18 protein-coding genes are annotated in these 23,174 nt (G+C 67.3%); 11 read left to right on the top strand and 7 right to left on the bottom strand.

The genetic code is table 11. The features are described 5' to 3' along the window. Positions 1-357 precede the first annotated feature (357 nt). The 4 genes from GGR40_RS05060 to GGR40_RS05045 are packed head-to-tail and all read left to right on the top strand — an operon-like array spanning position 358 to position 7,072. The gene (locus tag GGR40_RS05060; protein ID WP_429275076.1) at positions 358-1,746 is read left to right on the top strand and encodes a TIGR03013 family XrtA/PEP-CTERM system glycosyltransferase; all 1,389 of its coding nucleotides are present in this window, start codon (positions 358-360) and stop codon (positions 1,744-1,746) included. Next, a complete protein-coding gene (prsK, locus tag GGR40_RS05055; protein ID WP_429275075.1) occupies positions 1,725-3,851 on the top strand; it encodes an XrtA/PEP-CTERM system histidine kinase PrsK in 2,127 nt (708 codons plus the stop codon). The genes GGR40_RS05060 and prsK overlap by 22 nt, the downstream gene beginning before the upstream one ends. Then, on the top strand, positions 3,851-5,218 hold the full coding sequence (gene prsR / locus GGR40_RS05050; RefSeq protein WP_429275074.1) for a PEP-CTERM-box response regulator transcription factor: 1,368 nt from the start codon (positions 3,851-3,853) through the stop codon (positions 5,216-5,218). Before prsK ends, prsR begins: the two co-directional genes overlap by 1 nt. Before the next feature lie 6 nt (positions 5,219-5,224). Further along, positions 5,225-7,072, top strand: coding sequence for a tetratricopeptide repeat protein (locus GGR40_RS05045; RefSeq protein WP_429275073.1), 1,848 nt, complete (start codon positions 5,225-5,227; stop codon positions 7,070-7,072). Here the strand turns inward: GGR40_RS05045 and GGR40_RS05040 are convergent. Continuing rightward, complete coding sequence (locus tag GGR40_RS05040; protein WP_429275072.1) at positions 7,020-7,718, bottom strand: LuxR C-terminal-related transcriptional regulator; 699 nt, start codon at positions 7,716-7,718, stop codon at positions 7,020-7,022. The genes GGR40_RS05045 and GGR40_RS05040 overlap by 53 nt on opposite strands. Positions 7,719-7,838: 120 nt before the next feature. After that, the gene (locus GGR40_RS05035; RefSeq protein ID WP_429275071.1) at positions 7,839-8,441 is read right to left on the bottom strand and encodes a polysaccharide biosynthesis/export family protein; all 603 of its coding nucleotides are present in this window, start codon (positions 8,439-8,441) and stop codon (positions 7,839-7,841) included. Positions 8,442-8,740: 299 nt separating this feature from the next. Between GGR40_RS05035 and GGR40_RS05030 the strand changes: the two genes are divergently transcribed. The 7 genes from GGR40_RS05030 to GGR40_RS05000 are packed head-to-tail and all read left to right on the top strand — an operon-like array spanning position 8,741 to position 17,614. Then, positions 8,741-9,526: a sugar transferase gene (locus GGR40_RS05030; RefSeq protein WP_429275070.1), complete on the top strand. Its 786-nt coding sequence runs from the start codon at positions 8,741-8,743 to the stop codon at positions 9,524-9,526. After that, positions 9,520-10,779, top strand: coding sequence for an outer membrane beta-barrel protein (locus GGR40_RS05025; protein WP_429275069.1), 1,260 nt, complete (start codon positions 9,520-9,522; stop codon positions 10,777-10,779). Before GGR40_RS05030 ends, GGR40_RS05025 begins: the two co-directional genes overlap by 7 nt. Positions 10,780-10,821: 42 nt before the next feature. Then, positions 10,822-12,966 carry a GumC family protein gene (locus GGR40_RS05020; protein ID WP_429275068.1) on the top strand — a complete coding sequence of 715 codons (2,145 nt, stop codon included), beginning with the start codon at positions 10,822-10,824 and terminating at the stop codon, positions 12,964-12,966. Then, entirely contained in the window at positions 12,963-14,102 is a 1,140-nt protein-coding gene (locus GGR40_RS05015; RefSeq protein ID WP_429275067.1) for a glycosyltransferase, read from the top strand. Before GGR40_RS05020 ends, GGR40_RS05015 begins: the two co-directional genes overlap by 4 nt. After that, the gene (locus GGR40_RS05010) at positions 14,099-15,553 is read left to right on the top strand and encodes a glycoside hydrolase (protein ID WP_429275066.1); all 1,455 of its coding nucleotides are present in this window, start codon (positions 14,099-14,101) and stop codon (positions 15,551-15,553) included. The genes GGR40_RS05015 and GGR40_RS05010 overlap by 4 nt, the downstream gene beginning before the upstream one ends. Then, complete coding sequence (locus tag GGR40_RS05005) at positions 15,550-16,629, top strand: polysaccharide pyruvyl transferase family protein (protein WP_429275065.1); 1,080 nt, start codon at positions 15,550-15,552, stop codon at positions 16,627-16,629. The genes GGR40_RS05010 and GGR40_RS05005 overlap by 4 nt, the downstream gene beginning before the upstream one ends. Before the next feature lie 52 nt (positions 16,630-16,681). Further along, on the top strand, positions 16,682-17,614 hold the full coding sequence (locus GGR40_RS05000) for a calcium-binding protein (protein ID WP_429275064.1): 933 nt from the start codon (positions 16,682-16,684) through the stop codon (positions 17,612-17,614). On the opposite strand, the gene GGR40_RS04995 is transcribed toward GGR40_RS05000, so the two are convergent. The 5 genes from GGR40_RS04995 to GGR40_RS04975 all read right to left on the bottom strand — a co-directional run bounded on the left by GGR40_RS04995 (position 17,611) and on the right by GGR40_RS04975 (position 23,040). Next, positions 17,611-19,107 (bottom strand): lipopolysaccharide biosynthesis protein, encoded by a 1,497-nt coding sequence (locus GGR40_RS04995; protein ID WP_429275063.1) that lies wholly within the window; start codon positions 19,105-19,107, stop codon positions 17,611-17,613. The genes GGR40_RS05000 and GGR40_RS04995 overlap by 4 nt on opposite strands. A 28-nt stretch (positions 19,108-19,135) precedes the next feature. After that, positions 19,136-19,999, bottom strand: a complete 864-nt coding sequence (locus GGR40_RS04990; protein WP_429275062.1) for a glycosyltransferase family 2 protein — start codon at positions 19,997-19,999, stop codon at positions 19,136-19,138. A 3-nt stretch (positions 20,000-20,002) separates the two neighbouring features. Continuing rightward, positions 20,003-21,334 (bottom strand): glycosyltransferase family 4 protein, encoded by a 1,332-nt coding sequence (locus GGR40_RS04985; protein WP_429275061.1) that lies wholly within the window; start codon positions 21,332-21,334, stop codon positions 20,003-20,005. Next, positions 21,331-22,623 carry a polysaccharide pyruvyl transferase family protein gene (locus GGR40_RS04980; protein ID WP_429275060.1) on the bottom strand — a complete coding sequence of 431 codons (1,293 nt, stop codon included), beginning with the start codon at positions 22,621-22,623 and terminating at the stop codon, positions 21,331-21,333. Before GGR40_RS04980 ends, GGR40_RS04985 begins: the two co-directional genes overlap by 4 nt. Before the next feature lie 129 nt (positions 22,624-22,752). Beyond that, complete coding sequence (locus tag GGR40_RS04975; protein WP_429275059.1) at positions 22,753-23,040, bottom strand: hypothetical protein; 288 nt, start codon at positions 23,038-23,040, stop codon at positions 22,753-22,755. Positions 23,041-23,174: the final 134 nt, after the last annotated feature.

The raw sequence follows: 23,174 nt of genomic DNA, 5'->3' as shown, positions 1-23,174 counted from the left end.
TTTAGCGGTTGGTGACGCGGAGCAAGCTGACAGCCATCAAATGCCGCGGAAAAACAGGCGAACCCTGCCTTTCGACAATCAATCTATCTGTTCAGTAGAGAATGTCCATCATGCCTTTCTTTGGGCCGTGTGAGAAAAACTTCACGGCTGCGGCGGGAACCGCGATGTACGCGGATCACCGTAAAATTTTCCGACAGTGGGATGCGAAACCGGTGCTTTAGGGCGGCATTTTTCCTGCCACGATGGTAAAGGCGCCGCGGTCTGGGTGGTGTAATGGTAACCGACATTTTACGCCTTGCCCTTAGGCCTCAAACCCGGAGCCGCGATTTTCGGCCGCGAAGGATGGCGTAAGCGACGATGATTCGGCTGTTCAAACATTACATTCCCCACGCTGTCGTGCTGCTGTGGCTGGTCGACGTGCTGCTGCTGGCGGCGGCGAACGAGACGTCGTGGCGGCTGCGCGCACAGCAGATCGACATCGACCCCGCCCCGATCGCAGACCGCCTGATCGCGCACGGAGCCTTTGCCGCCGTTATCTCGCTGTCGATGGTCGCGGTGGGGGTTTACGGGGCAGAGGCGCTGCGTTCGATGCGGTTCGCAGCCGCGCGGTTGCTGGTGGCCATCTCGCTGGGTGTGATCGCGCTGTCCTTCGTGGACTTCCTTGTCGGGGGGCAGAACTACTGGCGATCCACGCTGGCCTATTCGATGGGGTTCGCGATCGTCCTGCTGATCGTCAACCGGCTGCTGCTCGGCAGTTTCGTGGGCACCACCGCCTTCCGCCGCCGCGTGCTGGTACTGGGCGCGGGCGAGCGGGCGCAGCGGCTGCGGCAGCTGGGAGAGCGGATCGAAAGCGGCTTCGTCATCGTCGGTTACGTGGGCATGAGCGACACCGCCCCCGCCGTGATCGAGGAGGCGATCCAGCGCTCCGCCATCAACAATCTGACGCGCTACGTAGAGAATCTGGGCGTCAGCGAAGTGGTGCTGGCGCTGGAGGAACGCCGCAACGCGCTGCCGCTGAAGGATCTGCTGCGGATCAAGACCACCGGCGTCCACGTCAACGAATTCTCCAGCTTCCTTGAGCGCGAGACGGGGCGTGTCGATCTCGACACCGTAAACCCCAGCTGGCTGATCTTCTCGGACGGGTTCTCTTCCGGGCGCGCCATTTCGAGCGCCGCAAAGCGCGTGTTCGACATCACCGTCAGCCTGTTGCTGCTGACCGTGACCGCGCCGGTAATCCTGCTGTTCGCGCTGCTGGTGAAGATCGACAGCAAGGGGCCGGCCTTCTACCGCCAGCCGCGCGTGGGCCTGTTCGGAGAGCACTTCGACGTCATCAAGCTGCGATCGATGCGCACCGATGCCGAGGCTGCAGGCGCCCAGTGGGCGTCCAAGGACGATCCGCGCGTGACCCGCATCGGCAGGTTCATCCGCAAGGTCCGCATCGACGAACTGCCGCAGGCCTGGACCGTGCTGAAAGGCGAGATGAGCTTCGTCGGCCCGCGCCCGGAACGGCCCGAGTTCGTCTCCGACCTTGAACAGCAGCTGCGCTATTATGCAGAGCGGCACATGGTGAAGCCGGGCATCACCGGCTGGGCGCAGATCAACTATCCCTACGGCGCGTCGATAGAGGATTCGCGGCACAAGCTGGAATACGACCTCTACTACGCGAAGAACTACACCCCGTTCCTGGATTTCCTCATCATCCTGCAGACGCTGCGGGTCGTGCTGTGGAGCGAGGGCGCACGGTGATCGGTTCGCCGTCCCTGTGGACGACGGCGGGGGTCAGCCTCGACTTGACCGGCGCGATAGCGCTGGCCAGTGCCGGGCTGTGGCTAATACCCCGACGGGACCGCTTCGGCGGCGCCGGCACCGCAGCGGTCGCTGCCCTGTTCCTGACCGCGCTGTGGGCGGTGATGGAGGCTGCGGCCAGCGCTTCGAGCGCGATCGCGGTGGATTTCGTCACGTCGCTGGCCGAATCGGTCCGCAACCTGGCCTGGCTGGCGGTGATCCATCGTTTCTTCGCGAGCGATGGCCGGCACGCCAGTCTGGCGCCGATCCGGCCGGTGATCGTGTCGCTGGCCTTCGTGGAAATGATGCACTTCGTCGTCGATCTGGTCTTTGCCCGGATGGAAATGGACGAGCAGATTTTGGGCATCGCGCTGGAATTCGGCGTGATGCTGCGGCTGCTGGTGACCGTGGGCGGGCTGGTGCTGGCGCATAACCTCTATGCCGGGGCCCCGCGAGAGGCACGCGCATCGCTGCGCTGGCCGGCGATGGGACTGGCGGTGCTGTGGGCCTTCGACCTCAACCTTTACACCATCGCCTATCTGGCGGGCACCTGGCCGTACGAAATCGCGGCGCTGCGCGGATTGTCCGCCGTCGCGCTTTCGGCATGCATCATCATCGGCGGTGCCGGAAACCGCGAAGACCTGCGGTTGCGACCTTCGCGCGCGGTTACGTTCCAGACGTTCTCGCTGCTGGTGATCGGCGTCTACCTTGTCGCGATGGTGGCCGTCGCGCAGTGGCTGTCCTATGCGGGCGGCAACTTTGCGCGGCTGGTCGAACTGGCATTTCTGACGCTGGGCAGCGCAGTGGCGCTGGTGGTTCTGCCTTCGCGCCGGGTCCGGGCGTGGCTGAAGGTGGTGCTGGCCAAGCACTTCTTCCAGCACCGCTACGACTATCGTGAAGAGTGGCTGCGCTTTACCGGCACCATCGGTTCCGATCAGTCGGCCCCGCTGGGCGAGCGCGTGGTGCAGTCCATCGCTGACGTCTTCGAAAGCCCCGCCGGCCTGCTGCTGACACCGGGAGAGACGGGCGAACTGACGCTTGCGGCGCGCTGGAACTGGCGCGAGATCGAAGTCCCTGCCGTGGCCATGGGCAAGTCCGCGATCGCATTCTTCGAGCGGACCGGCTTCATCGCCGACCTCGACGACGTGCGTGCGCAGGCGACGGTCGAAAGCGACATTCCCGAATGGCTGTGCGATCACCCGCGCGCCTGGGCGCTGATCCCGCTGGTCCATTACGAGCGGCTGGTCGGCATGGTCGTGCTGGCGCGCCCGCAGCTGGCGCGCAAGTTCGACTGGGAGGACTTCGACCTGCTGCGTGTCATCGGCCAGCAGGTGGCCAGCTACCTGTCCGAAAACGCCAGCCAGCTGGCCTTGGCCGAGTCCGCCCGGTTCGAGGATTTCAATCGCCGCATCGCCTTCGTGATGCACGACATCAAGAACCTGGCCAGCCAGTTCAGCCTGTTGGCCCGCAATGCCGAACTCCACGCCGAGAAGCCCGCCTTCCGCGCCGACATGCTGGTGACGCTGCGCAATTCTTCGGACAAGCTCAACGCCCTGCTGGCGCGCTTGTCACGCTATGGTTCGGGCGGAGTCGACCGGGTTGAACACGTTCCTGCGCACGATGTGGTGGCGCTGGTGATGGAGCGGTTCAGGGACACGCCGCAAGTGGTGCTGGCCGAAACGTGCGACGTGGCGGTCACCGCCAGCCGCCATTCGCTGGAGCAGGTGCTGGTTCATCTGGTGCAGAACGCGGTCGATGCCAGCGCATCTGACAAGCCCGTGTTCCTCTCGCTTGCGGTGGAGGGGCTGAACGCCCGGTTCGAGGTGCTCGACAGCGGCACTGGAATGAGCGCCGAGTTCGTGCGCAATCGCCTGTTCAAGCCGTTCGTATCGACCAAGCCGGGCGGCTTCGGCATTGGCGCGTTCGAGGCGCGCGAACTGGTCCGGGCCATGCGGGGGCGGCTCGACGTCGAATCCCGAGAAGGGCTCGGCTCGCGCTTCACGGTGCGGCTGCCATTGGCAGCGGCCAGCGATTTTCACCCGAACTACGCCGAAAAGGTGGCTTGATGACCCAGGTTCTGCCCAAACTCCTCGTCGTCGAGGACGATGCCGGACTGCAGGCGCAGTTGAAGTGGGCCTACGAGGATTTCGAGGTCTTCGTGGCCGGCGATCGTGCCAGCGCCATTGCCCTGCTGCGATCCGAGATGCCCGACGTGGTCACGCTGGACCTTGGGCTGCCGCCCGATCCCGATGGCACCACCGAAGGGTTCGCCATCCTGGATGAAATCATGGCGCTCAAGCCGGATACCAAGGTGGTCGTGGCCTCGGGCCACGGTGCGCGCGAATCGGCGCTCCATGCCATCGCACGCGGAGCTTACGACTTCTACCAGAAGCCCGTCGACATCGACGCGCTGGGGCACATCGTGCGCCGCGCGCTGCACCTCCACAGGCTTGAGGACGAGAATCGCCGTCTTGCCAGCAAGGTGGAGAAGGACGAAAAGGTGCTGGGCCGGATGATTACCGCCGCGCCCGAAATGGTGAAGGTGGCCCGCACCATCGAACGCGTGGCCAACACCAGCGTATCGGTGATGCTGCTGGGCGCCAGCGGCACCGGCAAGGAACTGCTGGCGCGCGGCCTGCACGAAGCCAGCGGGCGCGCCAAGGGCGAGTTCGTGGCGATCAACTGCGCCGCGATCCCCGAAAACCTGCTGGAAAGCGAGCTGTTCGGGCACGAGAAGGGCGCGTTCACCGGCGCGGTCAAGACCACGCCCGGCAAGATCGAGCAGGCGGCGGGCGGCACCCTGTTCTTGGACGAAGTGGGCGACATTCCGCTGCAGTTGCAGGTCAAGCTGCTGCGCTTCCTGCAGGAGCGGGTGATCGAACGGGTCGGATCGCGCCAGTCGATCCCCGTCGACACCCGCGTCGTCTGCGCGACCCACCAGAATCTGGAAGGGATGATCGCGGAAGGCCGCTTTCGGGAGGATCTTTTCTACCGTCTGGCAGAAATCGTCGTGCGCATTCCGGGCCTTGCCGAGCGACCGGGCGATCCCACGCTTCTCGCCAAGGCGTTCCTGACGCGGTATGCCAAGGAGATGAACCCGCGGGTGCGCGGTTTCTCCGCCGATGCGCTGGCAGCGATCGATGCATGGGGCTGGCCGGGCAACGTGCGCGAGCTGGAAAACCGGGTGAAGCGCGCGGTCATCATGGCCGACGAGAAGCTGATCTGCGCCGCAGACCTGGACCTCACCGATCCGGACGAGCAGATTGCTGCCGCGCTCAACCTGAAAACCGCGCGCGAGGCGGCGGATCGCAAGGTCATCCGCCATGCGCTGGCGCGCAGCGAGGGCAATATCTCCAGTACCGCCAAGCTGCTGGGCATCAGCCGACCCACACTGTACGATCTGCTCAAGCAGTACGACCTGCAACCGACCTGATCGACGATGCGCCGGGGGGCAATCACGCAGGGGGGACGATGGGTGGTGGCGGTGACGCCGCCGCTGCTGATCCTTGCCTTGTGCTTTTCCCTGGTGCTGACCACCGCCACCCCGACAGCGCATGGCGAAGGGGCCGCCGATACCGCGAAGGGCGGCGCCCTGATCGCCGCAGCGCGCCGGGCCATCGTTCGCGGCGACGGCATCGACGCCGAAATGAAGCTGCGCGCGGCGATGGAGCAGGGCGCGCGGCCTGAAGACGTCAGCGCCTTCATGGGCGAGGCCTACCTTGTGCAGGGCGACCGGGCGCACGCGCGCGAATGGCTGGCGCCCGGCCTGTTCGCACAGGGCACCGCGGCCGAAGGCTGGCGCGCGCTGGCGCAACTGGAAAAGCTGGACGGCGATCTGCCCGCATCGGGCCGCGCCTATGACAGGGCGCTGGCGATCATCCCGCGCGACGCGTCGCTGTGGGTGGAGATCGGACGTTTGCGCTATGCAGGCGGCCAGCACCTGCTGGCGATAGAGGCGGCGGAACATGCGCTGCGCCTTGACCCGGACAATGTGCGGGCCATCGAGTTCAGGGGCCAGCTTGTGCGTGACCGCTATGGCCTGCTGGCCGCGATCCCGTGGTTCGAACGCGCCATCGTCGGGGATCCGCGCGATGTTTCCGCGCTGCTCGAATATGCCGCCACGCTGGGCGAACTGGGCCACGCAAGCGAAAGCCTGACCGTGACGCGGCGCGTGCTGGAACTGAACCCGAAGAACCCGCGTGCGTTCTATCTTCAGGCGGTGCTGGCGGCGCGCGCAGGCAACTATGGGCTGGCGCGCGGCCTTCTGGCGCGTACCCGAGGCAAGCTGGACGATCAGGCGGGCGTGCAGATGCTGCGGGGTGTCGTGGAGATCGCCGCGGGCAATCCGGGCGCCGCTTCGGAGGCGCTGGAGACGGTGCTGCGCCAACGGCCCGACGACCTGCATGCGCGCGAATTGCTGCTGCGTGCCATCGTGATGTCGGGCCAGTATCGCTACGCGACGCTGCGCTTTGCCGACGCCGTGCGCGACGGGGCTGCTTCGCCCTACATGCTCACCACAGTGGCGCGGGCGTGGGAGGCGCTTGGGGATCGGCAGCAGGCGGGCGAACTGCTCGACCGCGCGGCCCGGCCTGCCAGCGCGGAACTGAGGGTGCTGGGCGATGCTGGGCGGATCGGCGAACTTCTCTCGCTGGGGCAGAGCGGCGCGGCGCAGGCGGCGGCAGAGGCCCGGCGCCGTTCGGATCCCGGCTTCTACGATGCGCAGGCGCTGGCAGGCGACGTGCAGCTTGCGCTGGGCAATGCGCAAGAGGCACAAGCGCGGTATGTGCTGGCGGCGCGGATACGGATGCCTGAAAGTCTGTTCGAGCGCCGCTTTGCCGCTTATGCGATGGCCCGCGACGCACGGGGTGCCGGCGTGCTGGTGCAGGACTATCTGCAGATGAACCCCACCAGCCGCTCGGCCTTGCAGGCGGCGGCGCGGCTTGCTGCCGGGCGAGGCGACATGGCACGGACGCGGGCGTTTCTGGTCTGGCTGCGCGACAATGGCGGGAAGCGCGACGTCGAATTGCTGTCGGATCTTGCGGTGGCGGAAACCGCGCTGGGCGACCCGCTCGCTGCACAGGGCAATGCTCTAGCGGCATATCGGCTGCAGCGGGCCAATGCGCTGGCGGCCCGGGCGCTGGGATATGCCTATCGTGCGGGCGGGAATGATCCCGCGCAGGCCGCCGCCCTGCTGGCAAAGGCGCAGGCCATACTGAGCGACAAGCCGGAGCCGGTCAGATCGCGCGCTGTTCCTGCGGCGCTGAACCTGCGTACCCCCGCGAGGTAGCCCACATCGCCGCCTGCGTGCGATTGGCCACGTTCAGCTTGCGCAGGATCGCCTTGACGTGGACCTTCACCGTGGCTTCGGTGACTTCGAGCTTGCGGGCGATCCGCTTGTTGGAAAAACCCGCCATCAGGCAGCACAAAACATCGTTTTCGCGCTGCGACAGGTTGGACCGGTCTTCGTCGCGGGGCTGTGCAAGGCTGGGCGGAGTGAAGCGGAAATCCTCGCTGCGAAGCACGTCGGCAAGGTCGGAAGGCATGACCTTGTGCCCCAGCGCCGCCAGTTGCAGCAGCACGATCAGCGTGTCGCAGGGCATGTCCTTCACGGCATAGCCCTGCGCTCCGTTGTCGAAACAGCTGAGCATGGATGGCAGGTCGAACTTTTCGGCCAGGACCAGGGTGCGCGAATGCTCACGCTCGCTGAGCGTCCGCAGCGAGCTGAGCTGTTCGGACAGGCTGGGCACGTCCACCACTACCAGATGTTCGGTATCCGGCGGCAGATCCGGCAGATCCTCCACGCAGGAGGATGCCGAATGCACGTCGATCCCGCCATCTGCAACGATCCTGCGCAGCCCTTCGCGAGAGATGAGGCTGGGGTTCACGATCGATACTGAAATTCCCAATGTCCGGCCTCCAGGATCGCCAATCAAGCGGATTTCCTATGTACCCCTTCGGCGCTGCAGCAGACATTGGGTTTTTTGGGAACAGGTTAGGCGAATGGGGTCGAAAGGCCTCTTTCGTCGGACGAACGGAAGCCTTCTCCGGGTATTTCAGAGCAGGGATTCCTGAACAGTTATGGTGTCCCCGGGTAGGATGATGAGCCCCGGATCGCCAACCGGCACCGTGCGGCCGCCTTGCCACGCCTTGCGCCGCACCACGACCTTGCCGGTCTGTGCGCGCGGCGTGAAGCCGCCGGCCTTGGCAATGGCCTGCAGCAGGGACACTTCGCCTACATAGGTATATTCGCCGGGCTTGTTGACTTCGCCCAGAATGTAGAAGGGCCGGGATGCCAGCACGTCCACGGCGATCCGGGGCTTGATGACATAGCCGCCCTGAGTCAGCCGGTTGCCGATGGCATCGCCCAGTTGCTGTGCGGAGTGGCCGGCGGCGGGCACCTGCGAAATAAGCGGCATCGTCACCGAACCGTCGGAGCCCACGTCGTACTCGCCGGTAAGGGTCGGTTCGTCGAAGACGGTGATCCTGATCCTGTCGCCCGGCTCCAGCCTTGCCCCCTGCGGAGCGCGGGCGTTCGCTTCGGCAACGTCCACCGCCGGATAGGTCTGCCCGGCGCAGCCCGCGGTCAGGACCAGCGCCATCAGGGCGGCGCCGGCGTGGCGGGTGGGGCGATGCATCTTTCGGATGGTACGGGCCAATCGAGCCTCCTTCATGTGGCATGGCAACCGGCCCGAGACGAAAATGCGGGGCAGGCGATGCAGGCGGATGATGCGCAATGATATTCGCGCGACCGCGCCAGTTCATCACGCGTTCGCCCTTGGGAAAAAGACGCACCGGACGCAGCCTAACTCCAAAGGATTAGGCCGCGCTAAGTCTTATGCCCGTTTGCCTGCGCGGTGCCGATGCCATCACTTTGCGTGTGTGCCGATCGCCTGGCCGCCGCTTCGACGTGCGTGCCGTTCAGGCCAGCGATCACTTTCGTAAGGGGGCCGTTTCGATGTCAGCGAACGCAGGCGAAATGCCGGTTTCAGGGCGTGCATCGCTGTCCCTGGGGTATGCTCATCCTCAGGCGCGTGCCTATGCGCCATGGTCTGCAGAGGAGGGGAGGTCCGCTCCGCCGATCATACCGGCGGCCCGTTCTCGCTGGGATAGCTGGGGCGATCTGGCCAACCCGGACCATGTGCTGGCGCGTCCGTTCGACGTGATCCTGGCATCGCTGCTGATCGTCGGCTTCCTGCCGATGTTCATCATCGTCGCCATCGCGATCTGGATCGACGATCCTGGCCCGATCCTGTTCGCGCAGCGCCGGGTGGGCCGCAACGGGCGGTGCTTTCCGTGCTTCAAGTTCCGTTCGATGCAGGTCGATGCAGAGGCGCAGCTTGCGGGGATACTGAAGGAGCACCCCGAACTGCGCGCGCAGTGGGAGCGGGATCACAAGCTGCCCGCCGATCCGCGCGTGACGCGGGTGGGGCGGATTCTGCGCGTGACCAGCCTGGATGAACTGCCGCAACTGTTCAACGTCCTGCGCGGAGAAATGAGCATCGTCGGTCCGCGTCCGATCGTGGCATCCGAAGTGCCCCGGTACGGGCGCTACATCCATCACTATTACGCGGTAAGGCCGGGGCTGACCGGGCTGTGGCAGGTGTCCGGGCGGAGCAGCGTCAGCTACCGCCGCCGGATCGCCGCCGACATCAAGTATGCGCGCGCACGGACGCTGACGTTCGACGCGATGATCCTTGCAGCGACGATCCCAGCGGTGGCCACGGGGCGTGGTTCATGCTGATCGGCCCGTTGCCGTGGCCCGGGGCGTTGCGGCGGGTGCGTGCGCTCTGGCTGGCGGCTCCGCTGGTGCAGATCGCGCTGCCGGATAGTGCCGGGGCACAGGATCGCCCGGTGGAAGTGCCCGAAACGATCGTGGAGGCCGGGAAAGTGCAGGGGCTTCCGGTCGGCAGCTTCATCGCCTTTCCGCGCGTCAATTTCGACCTGCGCGGTGACAGCAATATTTACGACCAGCGCAACGAGCGTTCTGATGTGGTCGCGGTGGTGCGCCCGTCGCTGCGGCTGGAGAGCGACTTTGCCCGCCACGCCCTGCGACTCGACGCCGCAGCCGAGGGTCGCCGCTATTTCGACACGCCTGCCGAAAACAGCAACCAGTGGGCGCTGGAAGGCAGCGGCAGGCTGGATTTCGCGGATCGCTTCGTGTTGGACGGCGACGTGGGCGTTGCCCGCCGGATCGAGCGGCGCGGCACCTTCGGCGACCAGTTCTTCACCGACCGCCCGGTATCCTACCGCGAGCTTTCCGCAGGCGCGCGGCTGTCGCGCCGGGGCGGCATCATCGAATGGCAGGCCGGGATCGACACCGAAGACCTGAATTATCGCGACGCGCGGCAGGGCGGGGTGCGGGCGGACCAGACGTTCCGCGACGTGCGGCGCGATGCCGCGACCTTGCGCGTCGATTATCGCCGCGCCGGGCGCCTTGGCCTGTTCGCCCGGGTGATGGGGATACGGCTGGACTACGACATCCAGCGCGGCCGCAATTCGCGCGGCTTCTCGGTGCTCGGCGGTGTGAACTATCGCGTCACCGATCTTGTCCGGGTGGAGGCGGGGCTGGGCTATGTCCGGCAGGACACGCGCGATTCGCGGTTCGCGGACATCGGCGCGCTCGATTACCACCTCAACGTCGACTGGACGCCCGACGCACGGCTGCGCCTGCAACTGCGCGCCGACCGCCGGGTGGAACGCAGCCCGCTGGCGATCGGCGCGGCGGTGCTGCAGTCGACCGTCTCGGCGCAAGGCACGCTGGCGTTGGGCAGCCGCACGTTGCTCGGCCTCGAGGCGGGGCTGCTGCGCAATCGCTACGACGGTTTCGACCGGCGCGAGACGCGGCTCTTCGCAGAAGCCAGCCTGCGCCATTTCGTGGCCCCCGGCATCGCCGCCTTCGCCGCCGTCAGCGGCCGGCGGCAGCGCGGATCGGGCACCGCTCCCAGAGAATACGATGGCGGCACGGCCCGCATCGGCGTGACTTTCGCGATCTGACATGCCCGCAACATCCTTCAGTCCGGATGGCAGGAGAACACGATGAACAGTTCCCATCACATCATCAGCGCCGCGCCGGACCCTAGGGATCTGCCGATGGCGCCGGGCCAGTCGCTCATGGTCCCTTCGGACCGCGTGGACCTGAGCGGGTCGGTGGCGTTCTTCCGACGGCGTTCCGGCCTGATCGCAATGGTGACCGCCGCCGCACTGGCGATCGGCGGCGCGATCACATGGTACACGCCCACCACCTACACGGCGGACGCGATGGTCAGCCTTCAGGCCGTGACCGAGGATCGCTCTAACGCGACCGGCGGCGCCGGGCGGCAGGCCGGCCCTGCACCCGACAGCGCCTATGTCGATACGCAGGTGGAGATCATCAAGTCACGCGACTTGGCGCAGCGCGTCGCCACGGCGCTGGGCGCGCTGGACGGGCTGAACCCGACGGAACGGGCGGAAACGATCACCCGCTTCCAGTCGAACGTCTCGGCCATCCGCAGCGGCGAGAGCTATGCGCTCAAGATCGTGTTCGATGCCGATAGCGGGCAGGCGGCGGCCAAGGCGGCCAACATGTACGCGCAGCAGTTCACACAGCTGGAAATGCAGGCCTCGCAGGAGAGCAACCGGGAGACCACCCGGCTGGTTGCGCCACGGCTGGAGGAACTGCGCCGTCAGGCCCATGCCGATACCGAGCGGCTGCAGCGCTATCGCATTGCCAATGGCCTGCTGAGCACGTCCGGTGCATCGCTGACCGAGCAGGAGATCTCCAGCTACAACCAGGAAGTCACCCGCGCCCGCGCTGAGACGGCGGAAAGCCAGGCGCGGCTTTCCACTGCGCTGCAACAGCTCCAGTCCGGCTCCTCGGGAGAGGACGTGGGCGAGGCGCTGGGATCGAGCGTGATTGGCAGCCTTCGCGCGCGTGAGACGCTGGTGGGCGGCGAAGTCGCCAACCTGTCGGCGCGATACGGCCCGAACCACCCGCAACTTGTGCGCGCGCAGGGCGAACTGGCCGAAGTGCGGCGCAACATCCAGAGCGAGATCGGGCGCATCATCTCCAGCCTTCAGGCGCGGCGTGATGTGGCGCAGCAGCGGCTGGCCTCGCTTAGCAGCAGCCTGGGTGCGGCGCGCGGCGACCTTGCCCGCAACAACGCCGCGATGGTGGGTCTGGACGAACTGGAGCGGGCGGCGCAGTCGTCACAGGCGCTCTATGAAAGCTATCTCAACAGCTATCGCCAGCTGGTGGCGCAAGACGGCACGCAGCGGCCCAATGCGCGCGTGCTGTCTCTGGCCGAAGTGCCACTGCTGCCCAGTTCGCCCAACGTGCCGCTCAACATGGCACTGGCGCTGGTGATCGGGCTAGGTGCGGGGCTGGCCGCCGCCTACGTGGCCGAAGCGCTGTTCCGGGGCCTCACCACCGCAGATGAAGTGGAGCAGGGGCTGGGTCATCGCTACCTCGGCTCCATCCCGCTGCTGGCGTCCGTCAGCCGCAAGGCGCGGCGCGAAGTGCCCGCCATCACGCAGGAACCGCGTTCTGCCTTTGCTGAATCGTTCCGTTCGCTGCGCACCTCGATAGAGCAGGCGGTCTACGGCCCGACGCAGGTGATCGCAGTCACTTCCGCACTGCCCAAGGAAGGCAAGACCACCGTATCGTCCTGCCTGGCGCAGACGCTGGCGGTCAGCGGACTGCCGACGATCCTGGTGGACTGCGACCTCAGGGGCCGGGGCGTTAGCCGCCTGCTGCGCCTGTCGCCCGAGCATCCCGGCCTGATCGAGGTTCTGGAAGGCCGCGTGTCGCTGGCCGAAGCGCTGGTGACCGGGGAATCGGGCCTGTGCGTCCTGCCCATTCGCCCGTCCGACAGCGACCCTGAAAACCTGCTGACCGGAGAAATCTTTGCGCGGCTGGTGCAGGAACTGCGCGCCTGTTTCGACCATGTCGTGCTGGATCTGCCGCCGGTACTGCCGATCGCCGCCGGGCGCACCATCGCCGGGCTGGCCGACGCGACGGTGCTGGTGGTCCGCTGGCGCAAGACGATGTCGGGCGCGGCGCGCTCGGCGCTGGGGATGCTCCCGCGCGATACGGTCAACGTCGTCGGCGTCACGATCAACCGGATGGACATGCGCCGCCGCCGCCTGTTCGGTCATGGCGATCCGGCGTATTTCTACCGTGAATACAAGGGCTACTACGCATGACCGCCTATGCTCCGGACTGGCCGGCGGCGGTACGGCCGCGCAGCTTCAGCGCGCCGCGCGTAGCGATCGTCCACTACTGGCTGGTGTCCATGCGCGGTGGGGAGCGGGTGCTGGAACGGCTGCTCGGCCTGTTTCCGGGGGCGGACCTGTTCACCAACGTCTATGACGAGGCGCGCATGTCGCATGCCATCCGCGCAGCGCGGGTGCAGACGACGTGGATCGACCGGCTGCCGCTGTCGAAGCGGTTCTATCAATATTATCTGCCGCTGATGCCGATGGCGCTCGAACAGCTGGACCTGACCGGCTACGACCTTGTCATCAGCAGCGAGAGCGGCCCGGCCAAGGGCGTCATCGCAGGGCCGCAGGCGCAGCACCTGTGCTACTGCCATTCGCCGATGCGCTACCTGTGGGATCACTACCACCTCTACCGCAAGGACGCGAACCCGTTGGCCCGTGCGGCGATGCCGCTGATCTATCATCGCATGCGGCAGTGGGACATGTCGTCCAGCGCGCGGGTGGACACGATCGTCGCCAACAGCAGCTTCATCCAGGACCGCGTGCGCAAATACTGGCGGCGCGAATCGCAAGTGATCCATCCCCCGGTGGACACGCGGCTGTTCACGCCCAGCCTTGAGGTGGAGGAGCATTACCTGTGGGTGGGCCAGATGGTCCCCTACAAGCGTCCCGATCTGGCGGTGGAAGCGTTCAACCGCACCGGCCTGCCGCTGCTGATGGTGGGGGACGGGTCTATGCTGGCAAAGCTGCGGCGCATCGCCGGGCCCAACATCCACTTCGTCCCGCGGCTGGGCTTTGACGACCTGCGCCGGGCCTATGCCCGCGCGCGGGGGCTCGTGTTCACCGCAGAGGAGGACTTCGGCATCGTCCCGGTGGAGGCGATGGCGTCGGGCCGCCCGGTGCTGGCCTATGGCCGTGGCGGCGTGCTCGACAGCGTGGTGCCGGGGGAAACCGGCCTGTTCTTCGACGAGCAGACGCCCGAATCGCTGGCCGATGGCGTCGCCCGGTTCGAACGCTGGCTGCCGCAGTTCGATCCACGGCAGGCGGTGGCCCGGTCCAACCTCTTCGCACCCGAACGGTTCGACGCCGCGATCCTTGCGGCGGTGAGGCAGGGGGCATGAGCTTAACCTTCGTCGGCCTGCTGCAGATGGTCGTCGGATCGGTGCTGCTGTTCCGGTCGCTGGCGGCGATGCTGGTGTTCCTGATGGTGTCGGGCCTGCTGGGCGGGGCGGCGGCGCTGACTGTGCCGGCGCTGGGCAACAGCACGATCCCGCCGGTCCAGTTTGCGCTGGTTTTCGTCTACCTGCGGATCCTGATGCCGCGCGGTGGGTGCTTCGCGGTGTGGACGCAAGGGGTGCGCGACAACCTGCTGCTGGTGCTTTTCACGCTCTACGGCGTCGCTGCGGCCATCGTCGCGCCGCGCATCTTCGCCGGCCACATCCAGGTGGCGCCGATGCGCTTCGATGGCGCGCGCAGCCTGTTCGACACGGTGCCGCTGCAGCCCACGCCGCAGAACATAACGGCGGCGGTGTACCTGATCGGCGCGCTGCTGGCGACGCTGGCGGCCTATGCCATCGTTCGCACGCGCGGTGGGGTGGAGGCGCTGGTGAAAGGCGCGGTCGCCATCGCCTGGGTCCATGCGCTGAGCGGCCTAATCGCCGCACAGACCAAGGGCACGGCCATCGGCGGGTTCTTCGCGCTGTTTCGCAACGGCGCCTATGCACAGCTGGACCAGTCCTATCAGGGGTTCGCGCGAATCGACGGGTTCTTTCCGGAAGCATCGGGCTGGGCGTCGTTCGGCTTCGCGTGGTTCGTGTTCGCGACCGAGTGCTGGTATCGCTCCGTCTGGGCAAGGCATACGGGACTGGCCGCGCTGGTGCTGGGCGGGATGCTGTTCGCCAGCACCTCCAGCACGGCCTACGTCGGACTGGCCTGTTACGGCGGGTTCTTTGTGGCACGCGCGCTGCTGGCGCCGACAAGCGCCGCGCCGCTGCGGATGCGACAGGCGGGCGTGGCGATGGTGGCGCTGACCGTTCTGGTCGCGCTGGCGCTGGCGGTAATGCCGGGGCTGGCCGCGAAAGTCTGGGACATGATCCTTCACATGACGGTGGAAAAGGGCGACAGCGATTCCGGGCGGCAGCGGCTGTTCTGGGCGATGCAGGGCTTCACCGCGTTCGTCGCTTCGGGAGGTCTGGGGATCGGGCCGGGCAGTTTCCGGTCGTCCAGCCTGTTCACCGCCATCCTGGGCACCATGGGGGTGATCGGGGTAGTGACGTTCTGCGGATACCTGTTGCAGATCATGCGCTGCACCCGGCGCGCGCAGGGGCCGGAGGAGGAGGCGATTTCGGCGGTCATGCGCGCCTGCGCCACCACCGCCCCGATCATCCTGCTGCCGGCGGCGATCTCCACGCCCAACAGCCATCCGGGCATCAACTTCGCGATCTTCGCCGGCGCCGCGCTGGGTCTCAGCGCAATGCTGCCCCGGCGGCGGCCGACGATGGACCATGCACTGCTGGTGAGCCGCCGAATGACTGGAGGGCCGCCGGTCGGCGCGGCGGCGGGCGGATCGTGAAGAACCCGCGTATCCCGCCGCCCGCCCGCGCCGTTACCCGCGCGCAGGTCTTCGTGTGCGGCGATCTGCACAACCTGGGCGATCTCAAGCTGCTGCTTCAGAACCTTGCGCTTACCGAGGGCCGGGGCGGGGTGGTCCGCCGCTGGGGCGCCTTGCCCGACGCGGTGGTCCGGCAGGTGGAGCGGGCAGGCGGTGAAGTCGTCTCCGGCAGACACGTACTGGCATTCGCCGCGCGCGCATTCGGGCGAGAAGTGGTGTTCGGTGGGGGCCAGCTGGTGCGTGACAACGTCTCTGTCCCCTCGCTGCTGGGCCTGCTGCTGACGGCATGGAGCGCGCGGCTTGGCGGCGGCCGCTTCGTCACGCGGGGGCTGGGGGTAAGCGCCATCCATTCACCGCTGCGCCGGTTCCTGTGGCGCGCCATCCTGCGCAACTGCGCGCTGGTGAATCTTCGGGATGAGACGTCCGCGCGCAACCTGGCACGCCTGCTGCCGGACAAGCCGTTGGCGGTGAATGCCGACATGGTGTTCCTGCAGACCGCAGGCTTCCCCGCAGCGAATGCACCCGCCGCCCGCCCGCGCTGGGTGGTCGTGGCGCCCTGCGTCGACGGCAGCGAAGCGCGCTCGCTGGAAGGCGAGGCGCTGGAGGCGACGCTGGCGGCAGCGCTGGCGGCGCTGCCCGGCGCGCGCATCGCCATCGCCTGTCACGACCCGCGCGACTGCATGGACCGGCCGGTGGCGCACCGGCTGGCGGCGCGCTGGAGCGAGCACGACCCCGCCGTGTTCGACAGCTTCGACTTGTCCCGCCTGACAGATCTGTACCGAGAGGCGGCGCTGGTGGTCACCAACCGGCTCCATGCTCTGATCTTCGCGGTACTGGCAGACGCCCCCGTGCTTGCCATCGAGGACGGCACGGCCAAGGTCCGCGTCGTGGCGGACCGTTTTTCCATCCCCGTCCTGTCGCGGCATTCGCCTGACGGGGCGGAGGATCAGGTGGGCGCGGCGCTCGGCTTCGATCGCGGTCAGCGGGCACGCGTGCGCGGCGACATGGCGTTCATGGCGGCGCTCAATCTCGCGTGACTTTCCCGGTTTTTACCCCTTGGCCCTACCCCCCCAACCGAGGAGACATGAAATGCCGCCTGAGCCATTCCCCCTTTCCCGCCGCCACCTGATCGCAGGCGCCGCGGCAGCCGCATCGCTGCCCGCCGTGGCGCGTGGAGCATCGACGCCGGTGCAGCGCATGATGGTGCAGGGGAGGCCGCAGGACACCGGTTCGCCCTACAAGCTGGCCAACATCCTGCCCGCGCTCGACAAGCTGGGCGGTGTGCGCAAGATGCGGTGTCGCGAGCCCTTTCGCGGCACTGCGGGCTGGGCGACATATGTGGGCCTTGCGCGCGCGGGCGTGCAGTTCTGCTTCACGCTTTCGGTGCGCAACATCCAGACGACGCTGGGCGATCTGCGCGCGTTCCTGGATACGGTGCCAGGATCGATCTGGGCGATCGAATTTCCGAATGAGCCGGACCTGAACCCGGTCACCTACAACGGCGTCACCGACAAGCGCTTGGGCTTTCGCACCGGGGATGCGCCGGCTCTGATGGCCTTCATCAAGGATTTTCACGCCGCGATAAAGGCCGATGCGCGTTTGCGCACGATCCCGCTGATCGCCAGCAACGACTATATGCAGGCGCAGCAGGGGCCGTTCAGCGCCTATGCCAACACGCACATCTATCCGCGCCTTCAGACCGACGTGGAGGCGCGGGTAGGCAGCCTCCAGGCGCTGGCGGCGCAGGGCGGGCACAGCCAGGTCGTCATCACCGAATGGGGGCGCACCACCGGCGGGGGCACCGCCAACGTCACCTCGCCGCCTGTGTCGCTGGCGGATCAGGGCAGGCTGCTGGCGTCCGACGTGCGGGCGGCGCTGGCCCGGCCGTATGTCTATACGATGAGCCTATACGAACTGTTCGCCTGGGGCGGGACGAGCGAGATGAACAACTTCGGGCTGTTCAACGCGGACCTGTCAGCCCGGCCCGCCGTGGCCGCTATCCGCGCCGTATTGGGGGCTTAAGCGGGCGCTGACGGGGGCGGGGCTGCCTTGCCGCGGCGTGTCATCGCGGCGCGCAGCAGGGCCAGCAGTTCCGCCTCCGCCCCGGCGCAGCGCCCGCTCGCCAGCCACAGGCCATGCAGCGCGGCCAGATAGGTCAGCGCTCCCAGCGGGGCCAGCAGCGCAAGCCGGGTAAAGGGTGCGGCCTCCATCGCCAGCAGGCGCTGGTCCGCCAGCAGCACCGCCACCGCCATGCAGGCCACAGCGGCCAAGGTGCGGCGATGGGCCAGGAACTGGTCGCGGATCGACAGGCCGATCAGCGTGCGCACCATCGTCGTCGTGATGAAGTAATCCAGCACCGCGCTCAGGAAGCGGCCCCAGATCAGCCCCGTCATCCCCCAGGCCATCAGCCCGGCGGTGACGCAGGGCGCGCGCAGCATGAGGCCCCACAGGTCACGCACGAAGAGGGTGCGGGTCGCGCCCTCTGCCATCGCCAGCGGGCGGGCGCCTGTGACCAGCGTCTGGATCGCATAGCACGCGCCGATCACCTTGATGAGCGGCACGGCCATCAGCCATTTCGGCCCCAGCGCCAGCCGCACGAAAGGGTCGGCCAGCAGCATGAAGCCCACCGCTACCGGCAGGGCTATCACGCCCACCGCACCCAGCGCCGTCTGGTAGGCATTGCGCAGCCGATCGCGATCGCCCTGCATCCTTGCAAAGCTGGGGAACAGGGTCTGGATCAGCGGCGCCGTCGCTTCACGCGTGGGGAGGGCGGAGATCGTCTCTGCCATGGAATAGGCGCCCAGCTGCGCGGGCGGCAGGAACAGGCCGATCACCAACTGGTCAAACCGCCAGTTCAGCGCGCTGGCCGCCTGCCCCACGAACAGCCACGACGAAAACCCCAGCAACTCACGCGAGCGGGCCAGCGTGAAGCGCGGCCTGTAGGGGATCACGAAATAGCTCAGCAGGGTGGAGATCGCCCCGCCGATGGCGCTGCCCAGAACGATCGCCCAGTAATTGCGCAGCCACAGCGCCAGCGCGATCGACAGCGCCACGGCGGACAGCTTCTGGACGATCTGCATCGTGATCATCGGCCGGAAGCTCATCTGTCGGGTGCACAGCGTGACCAGCGGACTGCCCATCCCACTCATCGCTCCTGTGATGCCCGATAGGACGAACAGCGGGGCCAGCCGGGCATCGCCGTAAAGGCGCGAGAGCGGGATCGCCGCCAGCGCGAAGCCCGCCGCGATCAGCAGGCCTCGGATCATCGCCATCGTCCAGGCGGTGTCGATGTGCTCCTGCGTGGTCTCTGCGCGCTGTACCAGCGCCGAGCCCATCGACAACTCGGTCATCGCCACAAGGACGCTCAGCACCGTCGTGCAGATGGCGACGAGGCCGAAGTCCTGCGGCGTCAGCAGCCGTGCCAGCAGCACCAGCGCGCCAAGGTTCGCCAGGTTGATCACCACCCGCGTCATGCCCAGCGCAGCGGCGCCCCGCGCGATCCCTGCCTTGCTCACGCGGGGCAGGCCCCGAGCGACGCAGCGGTCACAGCCGTTCCACCTTGCGCGGATCGATCCGGCCGGTGGTCAGATCGGCGATGGCGATGAGGTTGCCCAGCAGCCGCCCGCGCCGGTCGATATGCGATTCGGGAAAGAGGCTGCGCAGCGCGTTGGACGCAAGGTTCTGCAACAGCAGGCGTTGGCCCAGGCTGGGCTGCATCGTGCCCTTGCGCCACAGATGGACGAGGTTCGCGATCTGCGAATAGCCCAGCCGCTTGCCCGGCGACCGCGCGCTGCGGGTGCCAAGGTGAATGCCGGTCAGCCGATCGCCCGAAACCAGCCGTCCCCGGCGGCCCAGTTGCACGGTGAAATCGATGTCTTCCTGCCACCCGTACAGGGGCAGTGCCTCGTCGAACAGCAGGCCTTCCGCTGCCGACAGGCGGATCGCCATGTTGCAGCCGTACAGCGCGCGTCGGGGTCGCAGGTGCGCATGCACCGGCAGATCATGGCCGTCCAGCCGCCGGGCCGCCTGATCGAAGGGGATTTCGTCTCCGTGGATGCCGTCTGCCAGCAGGTCGCCCGTAGCGCCGACGATCGCGGGATCGCGGAACGTCTCCTCGATCACAGCGAGGTAGTCGTTATGCGGCACGAAATCGTCGTCTAGGAAGACGATGACATTGCTCTCTCCCGCAAGATGGCGCAGGGCGTTGTTGCGCTGGCGACACAGGCCGCGCGGGCCTAGGACCACCTGCGTCATCGGTGCCGCCCGTCCGAAACCATCGAAGTCGGCAGGCGCGGTGGCGGAAACCAGAACGCCGTCCGGCCGGCGCGTTTGGTCGGCCATGCGGTCCACCGTGTGCGCCAGCAGGGACGCCCGGCCCAGAGTTGCAAAGACGACGTGGATGCGCATTCCTCAACCTTCCTCCATCGCCGCCAGAGTCTGCGGGACCAATCTTGGCGAAGGGCGCGCGGGCGCGGCGACCGTATCCCCCGGCGCGACATGACGCTGGACGGCGGCGGCAAGTCCGGTGCGGCCCGCTTCCAGATAGCCGGCGTAAGCATCCAGCAGGGCGTCGATCCACTGGTCTGGCTCCAGTGCCAGATGGCCGGTGCGTTCATGCGCGTTGATGCTCATGCGACGGGTGCGGGCATCGTCGTCGAACATCGTGCGCAATGCCGCCGCAAAGGCATCCAGATCGCGCGGATTGAGGGCCATGCCCGCATCCGCGCCGACAATATCGGACGCCAGCAGCGAATCGGCGGACGCGATGACGGGGATGCCGCTCCACAGCGCTTCGACGGCGGCCAGGCCGAACGGTTCGATGTGGCGGCTGGGCATGACCGCAACGCGAGCTTTCGCCGCCAGCGCGCCGATCCCGGCATGGTCGCGCCGCCCCACCCAGTCCATCTCGGGATAGCGCCGGGCAAGCTCGTCTCCCAGCGCGCCGCTGCCCACCGCGATCAGCCGCACGCCCGCGCGGCGGCAGGCTTCGGCGGCAAGGTCGATCCCCTTGGTCGCTTCCAGCCGCCCGACGAACAGCACGGTGCGGTTGTTCTCGGCAGGCACACGCTCCGGCACGAACGCGCGCACCGGATTGGGCACCACGGCCATGTCCTGCGCCGCGATGCCGGAGCGGGCGAAGTAGCGCTTCATGCCGGCATGGATGAGCAGCATCGGCATGGGAAAGTCCGCCAGCGCTGCATTCTGTATGCCCTGCCGCGCCAGCCGCCAGGCCTTCGATGCCTTGCCGCGCCGGTCGCAGGCGGATGCAATGCAGGCGGCGCTCATCGGCGTTGCAGGGCAGGGGGCGTCCTTGCCGAAGTGGAACATCGCGCCGTTCGGGCAGGTCAGGAAGAAGTCATGGGCATGGACCAGCGTGCGCGCCTTCACCGGCAGCAGCCCGTTGAACAGCGCGGGCGACAGGATCTGCGACCAGCCGTGGACGTGATAGATGGTGCGCGGTGTATCGTTGCGCGCGATCCAGTTACGCACCATCGCAGCGGCAGGCCGGTTGTAGAGCCCGCGCAGCATCGCCACGGCGCGGTTGCCCTCAAGCAGCCGTTCCTGCCCCAGCGCGACCACCTCGATGCCTTGCTCAGCCAGTGCGGGATCGTCGCCCGAGCCGCACAGCAGCGTCACCCGGTGCCCCCGGCGGGCGAACTGGACGGCCGATTCAAGCGCCAGTTGCGACGCGCCTCCCTGGGGCCGGGACAGGTCGTTGATGACGACGATACGCTCGATCATCGCGCGCCGACCAGCTGCCCTGCCAGCGTGTGGATGGCGGTGCCCGCGCGGTCCAGCAGTTCGCCGTGCCGCTGCGGATCGACGCCCTGCGCCATCGCTTTGATGGCAAGTTCGGCAGTGTGCGGCGGACTGGCTTCGCGCGGGTCGATCACGAAATCACCTCGCCCGGTCTGCTCGAAGAAGCTGCGCAGCTTGCCGTCCCACGCAAAGCCGACGGTCGGCACCCGGTAGGAGTAAGCGACGATGCAAGCATGCAGGCGATGCGCCATCACGCAGTCGCAGGTCGCCAGGCAATGGGCGAGGTCCTGCGGCACGGCAAAGTCGGGAGCGAAGCGGATCGCCGGGTCATCCCCCAGCCGCGTCCTGATCCGGTCGCGGAACAGGCGGTCTTCGGGGCTGCCGTTGGTGAACAGCACCACATCGTTGCCAAGCGCCGACAGCTGCCGCGCAAGGGCCGTGGTCCAGACTTCCAGATGGCGGTCGTCGTGCGCGCCTTCGTGGTGCAGCCGCAGCGCAAGCGGCGCTGTGACGCACAAGCCCACGCGCGGGCGGGTTCGCGGCTCGGTGGCGGGCAGACCGTAATGGTATGCTGCGAGCAGGCCGGGATCGGGCGCAATCGCCGCTTCGCCCACGCCAATCACCGACCGCCATGTGCCTGCAGAGGCGGTGTCACGCACGGAAAGCCCGACCATCCGCGCCGCTTTCAACCGCGATACCAGCCGCCTGCGCCCTGCCTGAGACCAGTGCCCGGTAACACCTACGCTGGCGACGGCAACCGGCAGCCCGCGCGCATTGGCCAGCCGCAAGGCTTCCGCCAGCTTGACCGGGAAGTTCTGGTCGACATCCTGGAACAGCGCTCCGCCGCCGATGACCACGCTGTCACAGGCGCTCAGTTGCGTCTGCCAGCGCGGCGTCAGGCGCAGCCGCACCAGCGTGACCAGCAGCGCTGGAACCAGTCGCGCACGGAGGGGGCGGGGCAGGCGCTCGATAAGTGAAAGCAGCCGGGCGCGATGTTTGCCGTGGCCGGTGTCGAAGCCGCTGCGTCCGGCAAGGTCGATCGATGTCGGCACGATCCGCGGATCGGCGCGCCGCAGCTCGCCTTCCAGGCACTGCGCGATGATTCCGTCGCCCAGATTGGGGCTGTATTTGACGTTGAAGATGCCGACGCGATGGTTGAAGGCCGGGCGCGCCTGCGGCTGCGCGCCACTCTCCACCTGTTGCAGAGGGGCTGCGGGCAGCAGTGGGGAACGCCGGGATCGGTCGAGGGTCGGCGTATCGGCGAGCGTCATCTGGCATCCTTGCAGTCGCCGCTCGCTTGCCCAGCCCGCCATGGAAATATGGCAGGAAGGGGAAGTCCGCCTTGTCTTCCCGCAGGTTATGCCATCCTCCGCAGGCGGCGAAGAGGCGCAAAGGGGGCGCTACGAAAGGGGTACTCCCGACTGTTCAAGCCGGTCTGCCAGCGCGCGCAGGACCGCCGGCAACTCTGCCGTCATGCCGAAGCATTCGTAAAGGTTGACCGTGGCACCCAGCATGGCGGTGGCGACCGCGTGCTGCGGCATGCCCATCGCCGACAGCCGCGCATAGCTTGCCGTCAGCTGCTGCGAAACCAGCGCGAACTGGCGATAATCGAGCTCTGCGCACGCCGCGCCGCGCCGTTTTGGCAACCGGCCCTGCGTCCTGTCTTTCGATGAATGGATTTCCTGCATGGCGCACCTCGACCGAACGCGGCTCTGTCCAGCGAAACGACCGGACACCGGTAATCCGCAACCTTATCCTGCGCCGCCGGGACGACGACCACTGCGATGAAGGGCCTATCACTTTGGTGTCGGGCACCCCTCGG

Source organism: Novosphingobium gossypii (assembly GCF_050433305.1).
In the GTDB taxonomy this organism is placed as follows: Bacteria; Pseudomonadota; Alphaproteobacteria; order Sphingomonadales; family Sphingomonadaceae; genus Novosphingobium; species Novosphingobium gossypii.
This window is presented reverse-complemented; position numbering and strand designations above follow the sequence as displayed.

Bases quoted from the DNA above. Each gene is read 5' to 3' on its own strand.
- GGR40_RS05045 (WP_429275073.1), top strand. From the start codon at position 5,225: ATGCGCCGGGGGGCAATCACGCAGGGGGGACGATGGGTGGTGGCGGTG.
- prsR (WP_429275074.1), top strand. From the start codon at position 3,851: ATGACCCAGGTTCTGCCCAAACTCCTCGTCGTCGAGGACGATGCCGGA.
- GGR40_RS05020 (WP_429275068.1), top strand. From the start codon at position 10,822: ATGAACAGTTCCCATCACATCATCAGCGCCGCGCCGGACCCTAGGGAT.
- GGR40_RS04985 (WP_429275061.1), bottom strand. From the start codon at position 21,334: ATGATCGAGCGTATCGTCGTCATCAACGACCTGTCCCGGCCCCAGGGA.
- GGR40_RS04980 (WP_429275060.1), bottom strand. From the start codon at position 22,623: ATGACGCTCGCCGATACGCCGACCCTCGACCGATCCCGGCGTTCCCCA.
- GGR40_RS04990 (WP_429275062.1), bottom strand. From the start codon at position 19,999: ATGCGCATCCACGTCGTCTTTGCAACTCTGGGCCGGGCGTCCCTGCTG.
- GGR40_RS05000 (WP_429275064.1), top strand. From the start codon at position 16,682: ATGCCGCCTGAGCCATTCCCCCTTTCCCGCCGCCACCTGATCGCAGGC.
- GGR40_RS05030 (WP_429275070.1), top strand. From the start codon at position 8,741: ATGTCAGCGAACGCAGGCGAAATGCCGGTTTCAGGGCGTGCATCGCTG.
- GGR40_RS05010 (WP_429275066.1), top strand. From the start codon at position 14,099: ATGAGCTTAACCTTCGTCGGCCTGCTGCAGATGGTCGTCGGATCGGTG.
- GGR40_RS05025 (WP_429275069.1), top strand. From the start codon at position 9,520: ATGCTGATCGGCCCGTTGCCGTGGCCCGGGGCGTTGCGGCGGGTGCGT.
- GGR40_RS04975 (WP_429275059.1), bottom strand. From the start codon at position 23,040: ATGCAGGAAATCCATTCATCGAAAGACAGGACGCAGGGCCGGTTGCCA.
- GGR40_RS05060 (WP_429275076.1), top strand. From the start codon at position 358: ATGATTCGGCTGTTCAAACATTACATTCCCCACGCTGTCGTGCTGCTG.
- GGR40_RS05015 (WP_429275067.1), top strand. From the start codon at position 12,963: ATGACCGCCTATGCTCCGGACTGGCCGGCGGCGGTACGGCCGCGCAGC.